The sequence below is a fragment of the Serratia sp. Tan611 genome, assembly GCF_905188235.1.
Taxonomy (GTDB): domain Bacteria; phylum Pseudomonadota; class Gammaproteobacteria; order Enterobacterales; family Enterobacteriaceae; genus Serratia_B; species Serratia_B rhizosphaerae.
This window is the reverse complement of record NZ_LR994655.1, coordinates 2,632,826-2,647,852: the sequence shown is the minus strand read 5'-3', so window position 1 is coordinate 2,647,852 and position 15,027 is coordinate 2,632,826. Positions and strand designations below refer to the sequence as shown.

13 protein-coding genes are annotated in these 15,027 nt (G+C 57.9%); 4 read left to right on the top strand and 9 right to left on the bottom strand.

Features of this window, described 5'->3' with window-relative positions:
- Nucleotides 1-4: 4 nt before the first annotated feature.
- Together TAN611_RS12460 and TAN611_RS12455 are read right to left on the bottom strand one after the other, a co-directional pair.
- Complete coding sequence (locus tag TAN611_RS12460; RefSeq protein WP_187044625.1) at nt 5-985, bottom strand: 6-phosphofructokinase; 981 nt, start codon at nt 983-985, stop codon at nt 5-7.
- A 371-nt stretch (nt 986-1,356) separates the two neighbouring features.
- The gene (locus TAN611_RS12455; protein WP_203066521.1) at nt 1,357-2,112 is read right to left on the bottom strand and encodes a DeoR/GlpR family DNA-binding transcription regulator; all 756 of its coding nucleotides are present in this window, start codon (nt 2,110-2,112) and stop codon (nt 1,357-1,359) included.
- Between the two features lie 99 nt (nt 2,113-2,211).
- Between TAN611_RS12455 and TAN611_RS12450 the strand changes: the two genes are divergently transcribed.
- Both TAN611_RS12450 and TAN611_RS12445 read left to right on the top strand, forming a co-directional pair.
- The gene (locus TAN611_RS12450; RefSeq protein WP_197949601.1) at nt 2,212-2,808 is read left to right on the top strand and encodes an NUDIX domain-containing protein; all 597 of its coding nucleotides are present in this window, start codon (nt 2,212-2,214) and stop codon (nt 2,806-2,808) included.
- Nucleotides 2,805-3,170, top strand: a complete 366-nt coding sequence (locus TAN611_RS12445; protein WP_111737012.1) for an NUDIX hydrolase — start codon at nt 2,805-2,807, stop codon at nt 3,168-3,170. The genes TAN611_RS12450 and TAN611_RS12445 overlap by 4 nt, the downstream gene beginning before the upstream one ends.
- Nucleotides 3,171-3,204: 34 nt before the next feature.
- Here the strand turns inward: TAN611_RS12445 and TAN611_RS12440 are convergent, their stop codons facing one another.
- Together TAN611_RS12440 and malX are read right to left on the bottom strand one after the other, a co-directional pair.
- Nucleotides 3,205-4,386 (bottom strand): MalY/PatB family protein, encoded by a 1,182-nt coding sequence (locus TAN611_RS12440; protein WP_203066520.1) that lies wholly within the window; start codon nt 4,384-4,386, stop codon nt 3,205-3,207.
- Nucleotides 4,379-6,001, bottom strand: coding sequence for a maltose/glucose-specific PTS transporter subunit IIBC (malX, locus tag TAN611_RS12435; protein ID WP_203066519.1), 1,623 nt, complete (start codon nt 5,999-6,001; stop codon nt 4,379-4,381). The genes TAN611_RS12440 and malX overlap by 8 nt, the downstream gene beginning before the upstream one ends.
- A 214-nt stretch (nt 6,002-6,215) precedes the next feature.
- On the opposite strand from malX, the gene malI reads away from it, so the two are divergent.
- Nucleotides 6,216-7,241, top strand: coding sequence for a Mal regulon transcriptional regulator MalI (gene malI / locus TAN611_RS12430; protein WP_111737015.1), 1,026 nt, complete (start codon nt 6,216-6,218; stop codon nt 7,239-7,241).
- 19 nt (nt 7,242-7,260) lie between these two features.
- On the opposite strand, the gene TAN611_RS12425 is transcribed toward malI, so the two are convergent.
- The 3 genes from TAN611_RS12425 to manA form a co-directional block, all read right to left on the bottom strand.
- Complete coding sequence (locus tag TAN611_RS12425) at nt 7,261-8,499, bottom strand: hypothetical protein (protein WP_203066518.1); 1,239 nt, start codon at nt 8,497-8,499, stop codon at nt 7,261-7,263.
- A 339-nt stretch (nt 8,500-8,838) separates the two neighbouring features.
- The gene (locus tag TAN611_RS12420; RefSeq protein ID WP_203066517.1) at nt 8,839-10,380 is read right to left on the bottom strand and encodes a YdgA family protein; all 1,542 of its coding nucleotides are present in this window, start codon (nt 10,378-10,380) and stop codon (nt 8,839-8,841) included.
- A gap of 176 nt (nt 10,381-10,556) precedes the next feature.
- Nucleotides 10,557-11,735, bottom strand: coding sequence for a mannose-6-phosphate isomerase (manA, locus tag TAN611_RS12415; protein ID WP_203066516.1), 1,179 nt, complete (start codon nt 11,733-11,735; stop codon nt 10,557-10,559).
- Nucleotides 11,736-11,903: 168 nt separating this feature from the next.
- On the opposite strand from manA, the gene fumC reads away from it, so the two are divergent.
- Complete coding sequence (gene fumC, locus TAN611_RS12410) at nt 11,904-13,301, top strand: class II fumarate hydratase (RefSeq protein WP_105231272.1); 1,398 nt, start codon at nt 11,904-11,906, stop codon at nt 13,299-13,301.
- Between the two features lie 60 nt (nt 13,302-13,361).
- On the opposite strand, the gene TAN611_RS12405 is transcribed toward fumC, so the two are convergent.
- Together TAN611_RS12405 and tus are read right to left on the bottom strand one after the other, a co-directional pair.
- Nucleotides 13,362-13,739: a hypothetical protein gene (locus TAN611_RS12405; protein ID WP_234008573.1), complete on the bottom strand. Its 378-nt coding sequence runs from the start codon at nt 13,737-13,739 to the stop codon at nt 13,362-13,364.
- A gap of 259 nt (nt 13,740-13,998) precedes the next feature.
- Complete coding sequence (gene tus, locus TAN611_RS12400) at nt 13,999-14,937, bottom strand: DNA replication terminus site-binding protein (protein ID WP_187044630.1); 939 nt, start codon at nt 14,935-14,937, stop codon at nt 13,999-14,001.
- Nucleotides 14,938-15,027: the final 90 nt, after the last annotated feature.

Below are 15,027 nucleotides of genomic sequence, written 5' to 3'. Positions count from 1 at the left end.
CTCCTCAAATAATATTTAACTGTTTGGCCAGTTTGTAATGGTGCCCTTCGGTATCTACCAGACGCTTTTTCATACTGATTAAATCAATGGGAATTGCCTGATTGCCGGCATTAATCACGATGGCTTTATTTTTCATGCCGGATTGAATGCAGCGCGCGACCTCATTGGCCATCAGCGTGCCTTGATAAATCTCTTCGCCGGTGGGGTCGCCGTTGCGCAGGCCATACCCAACGATGGTCTTGCGAATACGGACGCCGATATGCGGCTCCAGCTGCTTGATCATGGTGTCGATCGCCCCCTGGAAGCCCGGTGAATACTCTTTGGTGTAGCCCTCGGAACACAAAATAATTACGCTGTTTTGCGATGTCAGCTTGTGTTTTATTCTCTCGGCCAGCTCCGGCAGGTTATATTGACACTCCGGAATGAGCGCGAAATCGGCATTGGATTTAATGGCGGACTGCAGAGTCAGTTCGCCGCAATATCCGCCAAGCAATTCCAACATAAATACGCGGCCGGGCAGTGCCCTGCCGGTATTACGTAATTTGGCGACCTCTTTGAGTATTTGTTCGCAGGCGGTAGAAAAACCGACGGTATAGCTGCTGCCGAATACGTCATTATCAATGGTCATGCCGATGCCAAAACAGTTGACGCCAAATTCGCTCAGGGTATTTAAAAACTGCAGGGAGCCGTCGCCGCCGGCCATAATAATGACGTCAATCCGCAGTGCCTTGAGTTGTTTACTGATGCCTTCATATTCCGATGCGTAGAGTTTCCGGCTGGTTCTGCCGGAGCTAAGAAGCGGAATAGCGGAAATGGCATAATCGATCAGATCGCGTTGTGTCATAGGGCGGTGCCGGTTTGCCAATAACCCCGGAATGCCGCCGTCAAATAAAACTATTTCGGCCTGCGTCAGATTGGCTATTTGAAAAATAAAATTATTAATACCGCTGACATCGCCGCCGCTAATCACTATACCGATTTTCATCGTAGGCCCCCTTCGTTGCTTTAACGTCATTGTTGAATTTTAAATAGGGGTAAATTTGCAAGCGACATCACAAAATAATGACAAAAATCGTCGTTATAGCGATTGACTCATTAGTTTTATGGACATTTTTTGCGAATTAAATCACATTTCTAGAATCAGGCCATACTGGGGACGCTGAGGTTTTTTTATTTTTATTCAAGGAGTTGATTGATTTAGCCGCTGAAATCATGGGCTGATGGGAAGGGCGCTCCGCTAATTCGGAAAAACTTAATACAAATGTGAGATTCATCGCATTTTATTGCGGATTTGGCATTTTTCGCCGGTAAGCGGCGTCTGGCGCACCGTTAAACGGCGCGCGCAGATGTCGCCCGTCAGGCTTTAATGACGCTGACGCCCGCCTGTTGCAGCGGGGATATCAAGGCCTCGTCGGTGGCGCGCTCCACAATAATGGACTGCGCCAGCGTAATATCGCCGATGGCATACTGTGAGGCCGCGTTAAGTTTGGCGGCGGAAGCCAGCACCACGGTTTCTGCCGCGCGCGCTGCCAGCGCGCGTTTGATATAGGCCTCCTCCAAATCGCCGGTGCTGAGACCGGCGGTAGGGTGAACGCCGGTCACGCCCATAAAGTAGAGATCGGCGCGAATATGCGACATCGCCTCTACCGCGGCCGCGCCGACGGTGACGATCGAATGTTTAAACAGCCGGCCGCCAATCAGGATCACCTCGATCTGCGGGTGGTCCACCAGCCCGACCGCCACGCTGGGGCTGTGGGTGACAATGGTCGCCTGTAAAGACAGCGGCAGCTGTTTCACCAGCTCGGCAGAAGTGGTGCCGCCGTCCACGATCGCCACCTGGCCCGGCAAAATCATGGCGGCGGCGGCGCGGGCAATGGCGCGTTTGGCACCGGACTCCTGCTTGTTGCGTTCGGCAAATGGAGCGATGGCGGGGGATACCGGCAGCGCGCCGCCGTGCACGCGCTGGAGTAAGCCTTCGCTGTCCAGCTCGCGTAAATCACGCCGGATGGTGTCTTCCGACAGCCCGAACATCTCACTTAACTGTTTGGCCAATACCTGGCCCTCGCTGGCAAGTTTCTCCAGGATTAGCTTCTTGCGCTGGCTGGTCAGCATACGTCCCCGTCAATTTTTTGTTTGCACGAATGATCTTGATCATACACGAAACTGCACGATAGTATCAATGCGACCCTCAACCCCTTTGGAGCAGACAAGATGATCCCAACAAAAGATCGCGTACGCATAGTGTCAACGCAGGTGTTATCCGATGACTGGTATGTGCTGAAAAAGAACACCTTTGATTTTCTGCGTCGCGACGGCAGCTGGCAGCGGCAAAGCCGTGAAACCTATGACAGAGGCGACGGCGCCGTGATTTTACTGATCAACCGCCAGGCGCAAACGGTGATCCTGACGCGGCAGTTTCGTTTTCCGGTGTTCGTCAACGGTCACGACGGCATGCTGATTGAAGCGGCGGCCGGCCTGCTGGATAACGCGTCGCCGGAACAGCGTATTCGTGCAGAAGCCGAAGAAGAAACCGGCTATTTCGTGCAGAACGTGCGGAAAGTCTTTGAGGCTTATATGAGCCCCGGTTCGGTGACCGAAAAACTGCATTTCTTTATCGGTGAATATGACGCCTCGGCGCGTATGCATCAGGGCGGCGGCCTTGAGGATGAGGGTGAAGATGTCGAGGTGCTGGAGATGACGCTGAAAGAGGCGCTGCAGGCCATCAGACAGGGAACGATCGTCGATGCCAAAACCATCATGTTATTACAATTTATCGCTCTGAATCCTGACTGGGAGAACGCCTTATGAAAGCGCAACAAATTCTGATTGCTGGCCCTTATCGCAGCGGCACCAACGGCAATACGGCGCGTATTGCCGCCAATCTGCATCGTCTGGAGCAGGCGGCGCTGGCGGTCTATCAGCGCGGGCATGTGCCGGTGATTGGCGAATGGCTGGCGCTGCCGCTGGCCGGCGCCGCCGGCTCACAGCAGGTGGGGGATGAGATCAGCGAGGCCTACCTGTATCCGGTTGCGCATCGGCTGATTGCCCAGTGCCAGGGGATTTACCGTATTGAGGGCGCTTCGCAAGGGGCGGATAAGGACGTGGAAGTGGCTGAGGCGCTGGGACTGACGGTCTATCGTCAACTGGCGGATATCCCTGCTGTGCAGTAATCGACAACGGCGGGCGTTGGCCCGCCGTGATGCGTCAGACTGGCGTTGCCACAAACCGCAGGCCGGCGATCAGCCGGTCCATGCCATCCTCCAGCTTGCTGCGCGGGCAGCCGACGTTGAGACGAACAAAGCCGCGCCCCTCTTCGCCGTAGGTAAAACCGGGCATGATCGCCACCTTTTCCCGCTCGATCAACGCCTGTTGCAGCGCATGGTCGTCAATATTCAACGGACGCAGGTCGATCCACGCCAGGTAGGTAGCCTGCGGCGGCTGCCACGCCAGCTGCGGAAAGGCCTGATTAAACCGTTCGGCGACGTAGCGCAGGTTGCCCTGCAGATAGTCGCGCAGCGCGTCCAACCAGGGGGCGCCGTGGCGGTAGGCGGCAATATGCGCCACAATTGCCAGCACCGCCGGGGAGGAGAGGCCGTCGCGGCCTTTAAGCTGGTGCAGATAGGCGTCGCGCGATGCCTCATCGCTGATAAAGCCGTAGGCGCCGGTCAGCGCCGGGATATTGAAGCTTTTTGAGCCGGAGGTCAGCAGCGCCCACGGCGAGGCACCGACCTGGCTCCACGGCAGATGCCGATGTTCGCCCCAGGTCATATCCATATGGATCTCGTCGCTGATGACCCGAACCTGATGGCGCTCGCACAGCGTTGCCATCTGCTGCAGCTCTTCGGCGCTCCACACTTTACCGGTCGGGTTATGCGGGCTGCACAGCAGCAGAATTTTGCTTTGCGGCCGGGCCAGCAGCGCCTCCAGGTGGGCCATATCGCAATGCCATTGGTTACCGGCCTTCTGTAGCGGGCAGGCCAACAGCTGACGCTGGTTGCCGAGAATCGCCTTGTAAAACGCGTCGTAGGCGGGGGTATGGGTGACCACGTATTCCCCCGGCGCTGACCACTGGCGGATCAGTTGGGAAACCATATAAATCACCGATGGCCCATACACTGCGTCGGCGGTATCGATCGCGGTCTGGAAGCGCAACTGATACCAGTGGCGCAGTGCGCCGAGGAAATCTTCATGCTGCCAGCGGCTGTAGCCCAGCACGCCGTGCTGCAGCCGCTGCTGCAACGCATCCAGAATGCAGGGCGCAGTAGCGAAGTCCATATCCGAAATGGTGAACGGCAGCAGATCGGCGCTGCCGAAGCGGTCGGCGATATAGTCCCACTGGGTGCACCAGGTGCCGTGACGGTCGATCGGGGTGGAAAAATCAAACATGGGTTGCTCCAGACAGTTCTGCTGCAGGCCGGCTTGCCGCTATCAATGAGTCTAATTCATCTTTGACCGACTGTACCTGCGGGCCGATCACCACCTGCAGGCTGTGCGCGTTCAGGCGCACCACGCCGATGGCGCGGTTCTCCTTCAGCGCCGCATCGTCGACCTTGCTGATATCCGCCACCGACAGCCGCAGGCGGGTAATGCAGTTATCCAGCGAAACGATATTGCCGGCGCCGCCCAGCGCGGTGAGGATCGCCGGAACATTATAGCCCGACTGGCCCACCGTACCTGACGGGGCGTGCGCCGCGCTGCCGGCGTTGTCACTGTCGCGGCCCGGCGTCTTAATGTTAAAGCGCAAAATGGCGAAACGGAAAATGGCGTAGTAGGCGGCGAACCAGATGGCCGCCACCAGCGGCACCAGATACCATTTGGTGGCGGTGCCGTGCAGAATGCCGAACACCACAAAATCGATGATGTTGCCATCGGTATTACCGATGGTGACGCCAAGCAGCGCCATCACGGTAAAACCGAGGCCGGTGAGGATCGCGTGGATCAGATACAGGAACGGCGCGACGAACAGGAACAGGAACTCGATCGGTTCGGTGGTGCCGCCCACCACGCAGGCGACCACGCCGGAAATCAGCAGCCCTTTGATCTTATGCCTGTTCTCTGGCTTGGCGCAGTGATACATCGCCAGCGCAGCGCCCGGCAGCCCGCCGAGGAAGGCCGGCATTTTACCCTGCGACAGGAAGCGGGTGGCGCTCTCCGCAAAGCCGTGGGTGGTCGGGCAGGAGAGTTGGGCCTGGAAAATGGTCAGCGCGCCGCTGACGCTGTGGCCGCAGACGTCCAGCGTGCCGCCGGCGTCGGTAAAGCGGATCAGAGCCACCAGAATATGGTGCAGGCCGAAGGGCAGCAGCAGGCGTTCACCGCTGCCGAAGATCATCGGACCAAAAGCGCCGGCGCCGTTAATCACCCAGCCCAGGCCGTTAATGCCGGCGGCAAACCACGGCCAGATCAGCGGCACTACCAGCCCGCACACGCCAAGCGTCAGGGTGGTGATAATCGGGACAAAACGCGTGCCGCCGAAGAACGCCAGCGCATCCGGCAGGCGGATGGTATTAAAACGCTCATGCAACAGATAGACGATAATGCCGACCAGCACCGCGCCGAGGATGCCGGTATCGATCGACTGAATGCCGAGCACGTTCTGGATATTATGCGCCTTGAGCACCAGCGGATCGCTGCTGGGCAGTACGCCGCTGGCGGTCAGATAGAAATTGGTCGCCAGATTGAGCACCGCGAAGCCGACGAAGCCGGAAAAGGCGGCGACGCCTTTATTGTCCCGCGCCATGCCGAGCGGGATGGCGATGGCGAACATCACCGGCAGGAAGCTGAAGGCGAAAGACCCCACCTTGCTCATCCAGGTAAACAGCAGCTGGCAGGCAGGGTGGCCGAGGAACGGCAGCAGGCTGATGACATCGCTGCTGCTGAGCGAACTGCCGATACCGAGCATAATGCCGCAGAACGAGAGCAGCGCAACGGGTAGCATAAAGGTTTTGCCCAGGCTCTGGAAAAACTCCCAGAGGGTAACTTTGGGTTTTTGACTTGCTGGCATTACCGGAGACTCCTGGCGAATGAAAATGAGCAGGCAAGCGCGCCTGCCGAAGGTAAAAATAAGATAAAACGATTTACCTATTAAAAATGCGCCGATTATCACAATTAAACGGTGAACTTTTCACCGCTATACAGAAAGCCGGTAAATCGTTTTACTGTATCGGACTGATGGGTATACATTTAGCGCCATGGCCATCGTTTGTTGAGGTTACACCATCAAAAAGATCACCATTACCGATGTTGCACAGCACGCCGGGGTGTCCGTCAGTACGGTTTCGCTGGTGCTGAGCGGCAAAGGGCGCATTTCTTCGGCTACCGTGGCGCGGGTGCATCAGGCTATCGAACAGCTGGGCTATGTGCGCAACCGACAGGCGGCGACGCTGCGCGGCGCGGCGTCCGGCGTGATTGGTCTGATCCTGCGTGATATCGGCGATCCTTTTTATGCGGAGATGACCGCCGGCCTGAGCGAAGCGCTGGAAGCGCAGGGCAAGGTGCTGTTCTTGATGCAGAGCGGACGCGACGGCGCCGGGCTGATGCGCTGCTTTGACACCTTGTTGACGCACGGCGTCGACGGACTGGTGCTGGCGGGGGGCGCACGCGCTGTCGACGGCCTGCAGGCGCAGGCGGCTGAACAGGGCGTACCGCTGGTGTGCGCCGCGCGCTCCGGCGGCGTGGCGGAAGTGGACGTGGTGCGGCCGGACAATATGCAGGCGGCGCAGATTGCCACCGAATTCCTGATTAAACGCGGCCACCGGCAGATTGCCTATCTGGGCGGGCGCAGCGACTCGCTGACCCGCGCCGAGCGGCTGGGAGGCTTTTGCGCCACGCTGGTGCAGTACGGTTTACCTTTTCGCAGCGAGTGGATTATCGAGTGTGAGAGCCAGCAACAGGCGGCGGCGCTGGCCGCCGAACAGCTGCTGCGTCAGCACCCCAACATCAGCGCCATGGTGTGCGATAAAGCCTCGGTGGCGCTGGGCGCCTATTTTGGCATTATCCGCAGCGGGCGCGGCATCGGCTCGGACGGCATCGACAGTTTCCTCAGCCAGCAGGTGGCGCTGATCGGCTTTGGCGACGCGCCGGATGCGGCGTTGAGTGAACCGCCGCTGACGCTGGTTTCCACGTCGGCGCGCGACGTCGGGCGCAGCGCCGCCGCCCGTTTGCTGCAGCGGATTGAGTCCCCCGAACTGCCGCCGCAGGATGTGATTCTGGCGCCGAAACTGATTGAGCGGGCGTCGGCATAGCGGCCGGGTTTCCTTTGTTTCAGAAGTAATAACCGATATTGACGTTGGTGCGAAAATACCATTTGTTGCTGCCGGCAGATTGTGTGCTGGTCCAGCCGGTGGCATTTTCTGCACCGCCCCACGGGTTGACGTTTTGCGCCCAGGTCAGATCGACCCACAGCATCACCGGCAGGGCGAAAACTTGTACTCCAAGGGTGTTCATTTTCGAGTCTGAACCGCCGTTTGCATCTTTCCACAGCACGCTGTAGTCATTGTAAAACCGTAGCTTTTGTACCGGCCCCCAGTCCAGCGCCACATCGCGAGCCAGGTTAAGTGATGCCGTTGTGGCCTGTGCCGGGATCAGATAAGAGGGCGTCAGGCCATTGCCGCCCATCAGGATCGTTGAGTTGTCCGCACCGCTTGGCCCTTTGGCGGAATAGGAGTAGCGGATAATCTGGCCGGATAAATGCCAGGGATCGTGATTCACCAGCGTGTGCAGACCTGCGGCCCAGAAACTGCCGTTATCGCCGGTTGCCTGATTGTACAGGCGAGAGGCCGCCAGTGAGGCGCCCAGCTCATTGCGCCAGTTGCCTTGCTGAAATTCGCGCGCCAGGCGCAGATTGACCTGATCGCGCTTTTCGTTCTGCTGCAACCGCTGCGCGCCGGCGTTGGTATTCTTTAAATCATTGTAGCTGCCCACGTCGGGCGCATAGCGCACTCCGGCCGGCATCATACGGGGATAGTAGGCTGCATCAAAGGTCCAATCGCTGCTGTGATACTGGTATTTAGCTCCCAGCCCGGCATTAACGCCAAATCCCAGATAGAAAGGGATACCGTAGGACCAGCCAAATTGCGGATAGGGCATCAGACCAAAAGGCTTGAACGGTGCACCCAGTTGAATATCGGCATGTTGGTTGAGGTGATAGCCGATATAGGCGCGGTCAATGGCGTATTTTCGCCGATCCTGCAACCAGAACCCGGCATCGAAAAAAGCATCCTGATAATTTCCGCTGGCGTCGATACGAAAGGCATCAAAACGTAAATGTGGCGGATTGCGATAATTGCTGCTACCCCAATCTTCGTAGCGATAATTAGCGCGCAGCGCGCCGCCAATATCCAGATTGTTTTTATTGTCAGCACTTTGCCAATGCAGATGCGGAAAAGCCGATTTGCTTTTTACTGCAGGCGCGGTGGCCGCGGCGTTGCTTTTGCTCGAGACATTCTCCGCAGCGTAACACATTGGTGATGCAAGTAAAATTAAAGCGATGACCTTGCGCATATCTTCCCCGGTAAAGAGTCAATGTTTTATTGGCGCGAGCGCGTACCGCCAACAAATAATGACGGCGTTAGTTTTATTGGTGAAACTAATTGTTTTACCCACGAGACAGGCTGTTTATTTATGTTCCATATGTTAACTTCGTTTTAAATATGAAACTGCGTTTCTTTTTTAATATGAAAACTATATTCCTGACATATGGTAAGTCAAGAGATATAAATAATTGGCGTTATTTTCTCAGTCGGGAATATGAGCTTTGCTTAGTAGGATCAGCGGCGAAATTTTATGGAGGGGGGGAACAGACAGCGTAAAAAGGGGGCTGTAACAGCCCCCATAATGCGATTATTGTGCCGGAGCCGGAGCCGGAGCCGGAGCCGGGACTGGCATTGGCGCCGGCGGTACGCCCTGTTCCGGGCCGGCCAGCATGCCGAACATGCCGAGGAATTCCTGCAGCGACATCTTGTTGCCGTTCAGCTCCACCTGATTATCGGCATAGTGGAAACGGGAGCCGATCACATCGTCCTTCAGCGTGGTCAGCTTAAACATCTGCCCCATGGCCGCCAGACCCTGCACCTGCTGTTGCGCCAGCTTCTGCGCCTCTTCGGCGTTGTAGCCCTGCAGTTTGGCGGTTTGCGCGGTGGCTTCCGTCGCCATCGGCACAGGAAGATTCAGGCTGGCGTCGAGTTTCTTCACCGCGCGCGCCAGCAGCAGATCGTCCGGCGCCTGCGGGGAGACGCCCTGGGTCGGATCGACCAGATCCAGGTTCAGCGTGAAGGTGCCTTCGCCTTTACCGTTCTTCCAGCTCAGCGGCGCAACGTTAATGGTCGGGTTGCCTTTCAGCAGCAGCGGCAGGTTCTGCATCACGATGGCGCTGGCCTGCTCCTGATAGGCTTCAGGCGGCAGCGACTGGCTTTGCTGCAGCAGGGCGGTCATCTGCTGATTGTAGCGGTCGGCGAACTCTTTCAGCGATTTGCCGTCCAGCTTGTCGATTTTCAGCGTCAGCTTGCCGGAGCCGAAGTCGGCGCCCTGCAGCTTCAGCGCATCCATGGTGTAATCGATCTGGCCGTTCAGGTTGCCGTCCTGCTCGCCAAATTTGCTCGCCAGATTGAAACCGTCCAGCGTCAGCGCCTCTTTGTTATCGACCGCGACTTTCAGCTGCTTGATGTTCAGCGCCTGATCGCCGAGGCTCAGATCGAACTGGCCGGTGCGGGTGTCGGTTTTCAGCGTAATGCCCTGTAGGGTGATCTGCTCGGTCTGGCCAAATTCGGTACGGCCGGACAGCGTGGCGCTGTCGCTGCTGCCGTCCACCTGCACCGCTTTCAGATCGCGGGCGACGTCAATGGTCAGATCCGCGCCGGCGAATGTCAGCGCGTTGCCGTCCTTCTGGTAATCCAGCGGCAGTACCTTGAGCGCCGTGGAGGTATCGCCGTTATAGGCAATGCGTGAATCGGCGGTAAACGGCGCTTTGCCTTTGGCGATATCGAACAGCGTTTTCACCGCCGGGGTATTGGCCAGCTCGGTGCGTACCGATGCCATGCTGGGGATCAGGTTAAAGCGCTTGAGCTGGGCGAACGGGAAGGGGCCGTGGTCGATCACCTCCTGCAGCACCACTTCCTCACCCGGCTGCAGCGCCGCCTGCTCGCCGCTGGCGGTGCCGTCCGGACGGATGACAAAGCGCAGGTGGCTGCTGAACAGGCCGCGCTGGTAATCTTCATAGCTCAGTTTGATGCCGGCCTGCGGCAGGTAGCTTTCCAGCTGGCTGTTGGTGCTGCTCACCACTTCGCCCATCCGCTGCTCAATGAGTTTACCGGTGTACCATGAAGCCCCGGTCCATGCTGCGCCAAGAATCGCAATAACGCCGACGGCGACGACTGAATTTTTCATCGTTCTCTCATCCTGTTGTAAAGGGTTTGGCATTCCTGTGGCGCTTAACACTGCGCGTAAGCGGTGGCTGCATCGTCGCAAGGCGAACAGGGCCAACAAAAAAACGCCCGCAGGCGTTTAATTGTGAAGGCATGCGCCTGCTTTTAGCAACCCATTTGCTGAAATTTACCAAATGGTTACGACAAAAGAGTATAAACCCGCGCGATGCGGCCGCTGCCGCTGACGCTCACCGGCGACTCGCAGGCGGGGATAAAGCAGGATTCGCCCGGCTGCAGCCGCAGCTGCTGATCCTGTCGTTCCAATATGGCTTCGCCGTCCACGCAGAATACGATGGCCGCGCTCTGTTGCGCCAACGGCTGGGGCGCGGCGGACAGCGTATGCAGCGAAAAGGCGAAATCGTCCACCGGAATCGGGAAGAACAGCTCGTCGCCGCGCGGCTCCGGCCGGGTCAGCAGCGCGTCGGCGGACTGCGGGCGGAACTGCAGGTTGACCAGCAGCTCCGGGATATCAATAAATTTAGGCGTCAGGCCGGCGCGCAGCACATTGTCCGAGTTGGCCATCACCTCCAGCGCCACGCCTTGCAGATAGGCGTGCGGCGTTTCTGCGTACAGAAACATCGCTTCGCCCGGCGCCAGCTGCACGACGTTCAGCAGCAGCGGCGAGAACAGGCCGTTATCATCCGGGTAAAAACCGGCGATAAAGCGGATGGTGTTCCAGGGTTCGCCCTGCTGATTGTTGAGCGCCGCTTTCAGCACGCCCAGCGCCCGGGCTTTTTGTTCGCCCTGCATACTGAGCAGGCCGGCGAACAGCTTCGCCAGGCGTTCCGTGTCCGGCTGCTGCAGGAAAGCGGCGATATCATGATGGGCGCTGGCGATGGGCTGCAGTAGGGCGGCAATATCGTCCAACTGGCGGAAACCGTTCATCGCCAAAAACGGCGTCAGGGCGAATACCAGCTCCGGCTTATGGTTCGGATCCTTGTAGTTGCGCTCGGCGGCGTCCAGAGGAATACCGGCGGCGTTCTCTTTGGCAAAACCGATTTCTGCGGCGGATTTGCTGGGGTGCACCTGGATCGACAGCGGCTGATCGGCACACAGCACTTTAAACAGGAACGGAAGCTCGCCAAAGCGCTCGGCGACCTGGCGCCCCAACTGCTGCGGTTGGTTTTCATTAATAACATCACGTAATGCGCGCTGCGCGCCCGTGGCGTCCGTCACCTGAGAACTGCTTTTGGGGTGTGCGCCCATCCACAGTTCCGCCATCGGTTTTCCCTGCGGGTTGGCAATGCCGTACAGTTTGGTGAGCGCGTCGTGGCTGCCCCAGGCGTAGTTTTGCACCGTATTGGTCATTTTTTGCATGATGACTCCCTGAGTGAACAATGAATTGCCGCCAGTAAACAACGCCGCTCGGGGGCTTGCAAGCGGATAAGTCGAAAAGCGGGCCATCATCATTCGCTAAATGCGAATAATTATTATATCGCTATACTGGAGTGGTGAGTTTTTAGGCGATGTACTAAGGAGAAGGTAATGGCAGTCATGCGTAGCGAAAAAGATTCGATGGGGGCGATTGACGTTCCGGCCGATCGTCTGTGGGGCGCTCAGACGCAGCGCTCTCTGGAACACTTTCATATATCTACGGAAAAGATGCCGACCGCGCTGATTCACGCGCTGGCGCTGACCAAGCGCGCCGCCGCCGAAGTTAACCGGCAGCTTGGCCTGTTGCCGGACGAGCGCGCCGGGGCGATTATCCAGGCGGCGGACGAAGTGCTGGCGGGGCAGCATCCGGATGAGTTCCCGCTCTCTATCTGGCAAACCGGCTCCGGTACCCAGACCAATATGAATATGAATGAGGTGCTGGCTAATCGCGCCAGCGAGCTGCTGGGCGGCGAACGGGGAGAGGGGCGCCGGGTACATCCCAATGACGACGTCAATAAAAGCCAGAGCTCTAACGATGTATTTCCTACCGCGATGCACGTCGCCGCCGTGATTGCGCTGCGTCAGCAGCTGATCCCGGCGCTGCAGACGCTGCAGCGTACGCTGAGCGCTAAGGCCGAGGCGTTTCACGACATCGTTAAAATCGGCCGCACCCACCTGCAGGACGCCACGCCGCTGACGCTGGGGCAGGAAATTTCCGGCTGGGCGGCGATGCTGGCGCACAGCCTGCGGCATATCGACGCCAGCGTGCCGCATATCGCCGAACTGGCGTTGGGCGGCACCGCCGTCGGCACCGGGCTTAACACCCATCCGGAATATGCGGTGCGGGTTGCCAAGGCGCTGGCGGAGCTGACCGGCGAACCGTTCGTCACCGCGCCGAACAAGTTTGAGGCGCTGGCCACCTGCGACGCCCTGGTGCAGGGGCACGGCGCGCTGAAGGGGCTGGCGGCCTCGCTGATGAAAATCGCCAATGACGTCCGCTGGCTGGCTTCCGGTCCGCGCTGCGGCATCGGCGAAATCGCCATCCCGGAGAACGAACCGGGCAGCTCGATTATGCCGGGGAAGGTCAACCCCACCCAGTGTGAGGCGATGACCATGCTGTGCGCGCAGGTGCTGGGCAATGACGTCGCGCTGAATATCGGCGGCGCATCGGGTAACTTTGAGCTGAACGTCTTCCGCCCGATGGTGATCCATAACTATCTGCAGTCGATCCGCCTGCTGGCCGACGGGATGAACGGTTTCAACACCTACTGCGCCTCCGGCATCGAGCCGAACCGCGAACGCATCGGCCAGTTGCTGAATGAATCGCTGATGCTGGTGACGGCGCTGAATACCCACATTGGCTATGACAAGGCGGCAGAAATCGCCAAAACGGCTCATAAGGAAGGGCTGACGCTGCAGGCTGCGGCGCTGAAGCTGGGGTATGTGACGGAGCAGCAGTTCGGCCAGTGGGTGCGGCCGGAAAATATGGTCGGCAGTATGAAGCCGTAGCGGTTGCCGGGCGGTGTAAAATGGGCCTGCCGGGAGGCAGGTCCTGTTTGAACGTGGTTATTATCGGTTCAAACTTTCCTCATGGCATAGTGCCGTTATACGGTTAATTACCGGCTGAATATTATTATTAACGTAATCCATCGTGCTGAGATGGATGATGTTTTTTGGCTCAAATCCTTGGCTATAGAACTGAAAGCGCAGCCCGGGGGCGCAAACCAGGAGTTTGACCCGCTGTGCGATAATCTTCTCTATATCGGATTCGGTATTATCACTGGCTACGGTCCATGTAGTGTGCTTTTCTTTTAATCCTTGTCGTAAACAGGCAAGGTATTCCTCTTCTTTATAGTGACCAAAAAGCCCTCCGCCCATGCCGTGGAGTGGGGAGCGGCCGAGCGTCGGTGAGGGGCTGGAAATAAAATAAATCGTTTCAGTGTCCATTTTACTCCTCATGATTCATCCGATTTGGTGGCACGCTAGCGTTGAGTTTCATTGCGATTGTTCCTTAATCAAGCAACGACAGGTTCATCGTTAGGGGTATTTATGGCGTTGATGCTTTCAGATAAGGCTAATAATTTTCTGTATTCTTTGGCTTCGGCAAATATTATCCAGTTTACATCGATACCCACGGCTTCGATATCTGTTCGGTATCTTTAATCCTGATAGTAAAGCGGATTAACCCTTGTTCAAGGGGAGTCCCTCAGCGCGTAGGCGCATCGGTATACAGGTGCAGACGCTTTACCACCAACCGCAGCGGTTTGGCCTGCGGCTTATGCTTATGTTTTACCGCGTTGGCGTCGTAGTTGAGCAGCTCGCCAATCTTTGGCACCGCCGCGCCGCGCTCCAACTGACACAGCGCCAGCAGCGGCAGCGGGCAGGGGTGCTGCACCTGCTTTTGTTGCTGCTGATACCACACCCGGGCGATAGGCTGCACCTTGACCGGGCGCTTGATCTTCAGCGTTGCCTGCTGCGGCAGGCGGCTGACGTCGTCAATTTCCCGGCTGACCAGCTCCGCCCACTGTTGGCGGTTATACGGCGGCACCGCGCGTCCGGCCTTCAGGCTTTTTTCCAACTGCTGCAGCACGTCGTCGCGCTTTACCTTCTTGATAATATGCTTATTGGCCCAGCCGAAACGCACCGAGTCCGGGTTGGTGAGGAGGGTAATGGTGCGGTAGGCGCTGAGGGTGATCAGCCCGTGAAGATGGGTATGGACAAAGTCGAAGCGCTGTTCCGGCGCCAGCCCGGATTCGACGGTGATGATATGTTCCAGTTCTGCCTTCAGACGGTTGATCCGTGAGATCTGTTGCTGCAGGGCGGCGTACTGCAGCGGCTCCACCGCCAGACAGAGCACGCCCGGCAGGCGAACCGCCGCCTTGCTGCTGACGTGCTGCTTATTGTGATGGATAAACAGCCGCTGGTAGTGCTCAAGCGCCAGGTCGCGCGCCGCCTGGCCGAGGTGCTGCTCAACGGCGATCTGTTCGATGGCCTGGTGTTCTTTACCTTTCTCAATCTCCGGCAGGCTGAACACCCGCGCGGCCAGCAGCCGCAGCGGCACGATCTGCTGGTGGAGTTCCGCCAGCGCCGCCTCCAATTGATTAAAGCACTGGTTCATCCGGGCAATCAGGTCGTAGTTGCTCATCGCTACCTCGTATTTTAGTTACAACATACATTGTAGGACAGGCCAACCAAGGGGGCAACCTCAGCAACGGTAAATAAGGGGAATAACGGT

Bases quoted from the DNA above. Each gene is read 5' to 3' on its own strand.
- TAN611_RS12460 (WP_187044625.1), bottom strand. From the start codon at position 985: ATGAAAATCGGTATAGTGATTAGCGGCGGCGATGTCAGCGGTATTAAT.
- TAN611_RS12455 (WP_203066521.1), bottom strand. From the start codon at position 2,112: ATGCTGACCAGCCAGCGCAAGAAGCTAATCCTGGAGAAACTTGCCAGC.
- TAN611_RS12450 (WP_197949601.1), top strand. From the start codon at position 2,212: ATGATCCCAACAAAAGATCGCGTACGCATAGTGTCAACGCAGGTGTTA.
- TAN611_RS12445 (WP_111737012.1), top strand. From the start codon at position 2,805: ATGAAAGCGCAACAAATTCTGATTGCTGGCCCTTATCGCAGCGGCACC.
- TAN611_RS12440 (WP_203066520.1), bottom strand. From the start codon at position 4,386: ATGTTTGATTTTTCCACCCCGATCGACCGTCACGGCACCTGGTGCACC.
- malX (WP_203066519.1), bottom strand. From the start codon at position 6,001: ATGCCAGCAAGTCAAAAACCCAAAGTTACCCTCTGGGAGTTTTTCCAG.
- TAN611_RS12425 (WP_203066518.1), bottom strand. From the start codon at position 8,499: ATGCGCAAGGTCATCGCTTTAATTTTACTTGCATCACCAATGTGTTAC.
- TAN611_RS12420 (WP_203066517.1), bottom strand. From the start codon at position 10,380: ATGAAAAATTCAGTCGTCGCCGTCGGCGTTATTGCGATTCTTGGCGCA.
- manA (WP_203066516.1), bottom strand. From the start codon at position 11,735: ATGCAAAAAATGACCAATACGGTGCAAAACTACGCCTGGGGCAGCCAC.
- fumC (WP_105231272.1), top strand. From the start codon at position 11,904: ATGGCAGTCATGCGTAGCGAAAAAGATTCGATGGGGGCGATTGACGTT.
- TAN611_RS12405 (WP_234008573.1), bottom strand. From the start codon at position 13,739: ATGGACACTGAAACGATTTATTTTATTTCCAGCCCCTCACCGACGCTC.
- tus (WP_187044630.1), bottom strand. From the start codon at position 14,937: ATGAGCAACTACGACCTGATTGCCCGGATGAACCAGTGCTTTAATCAA.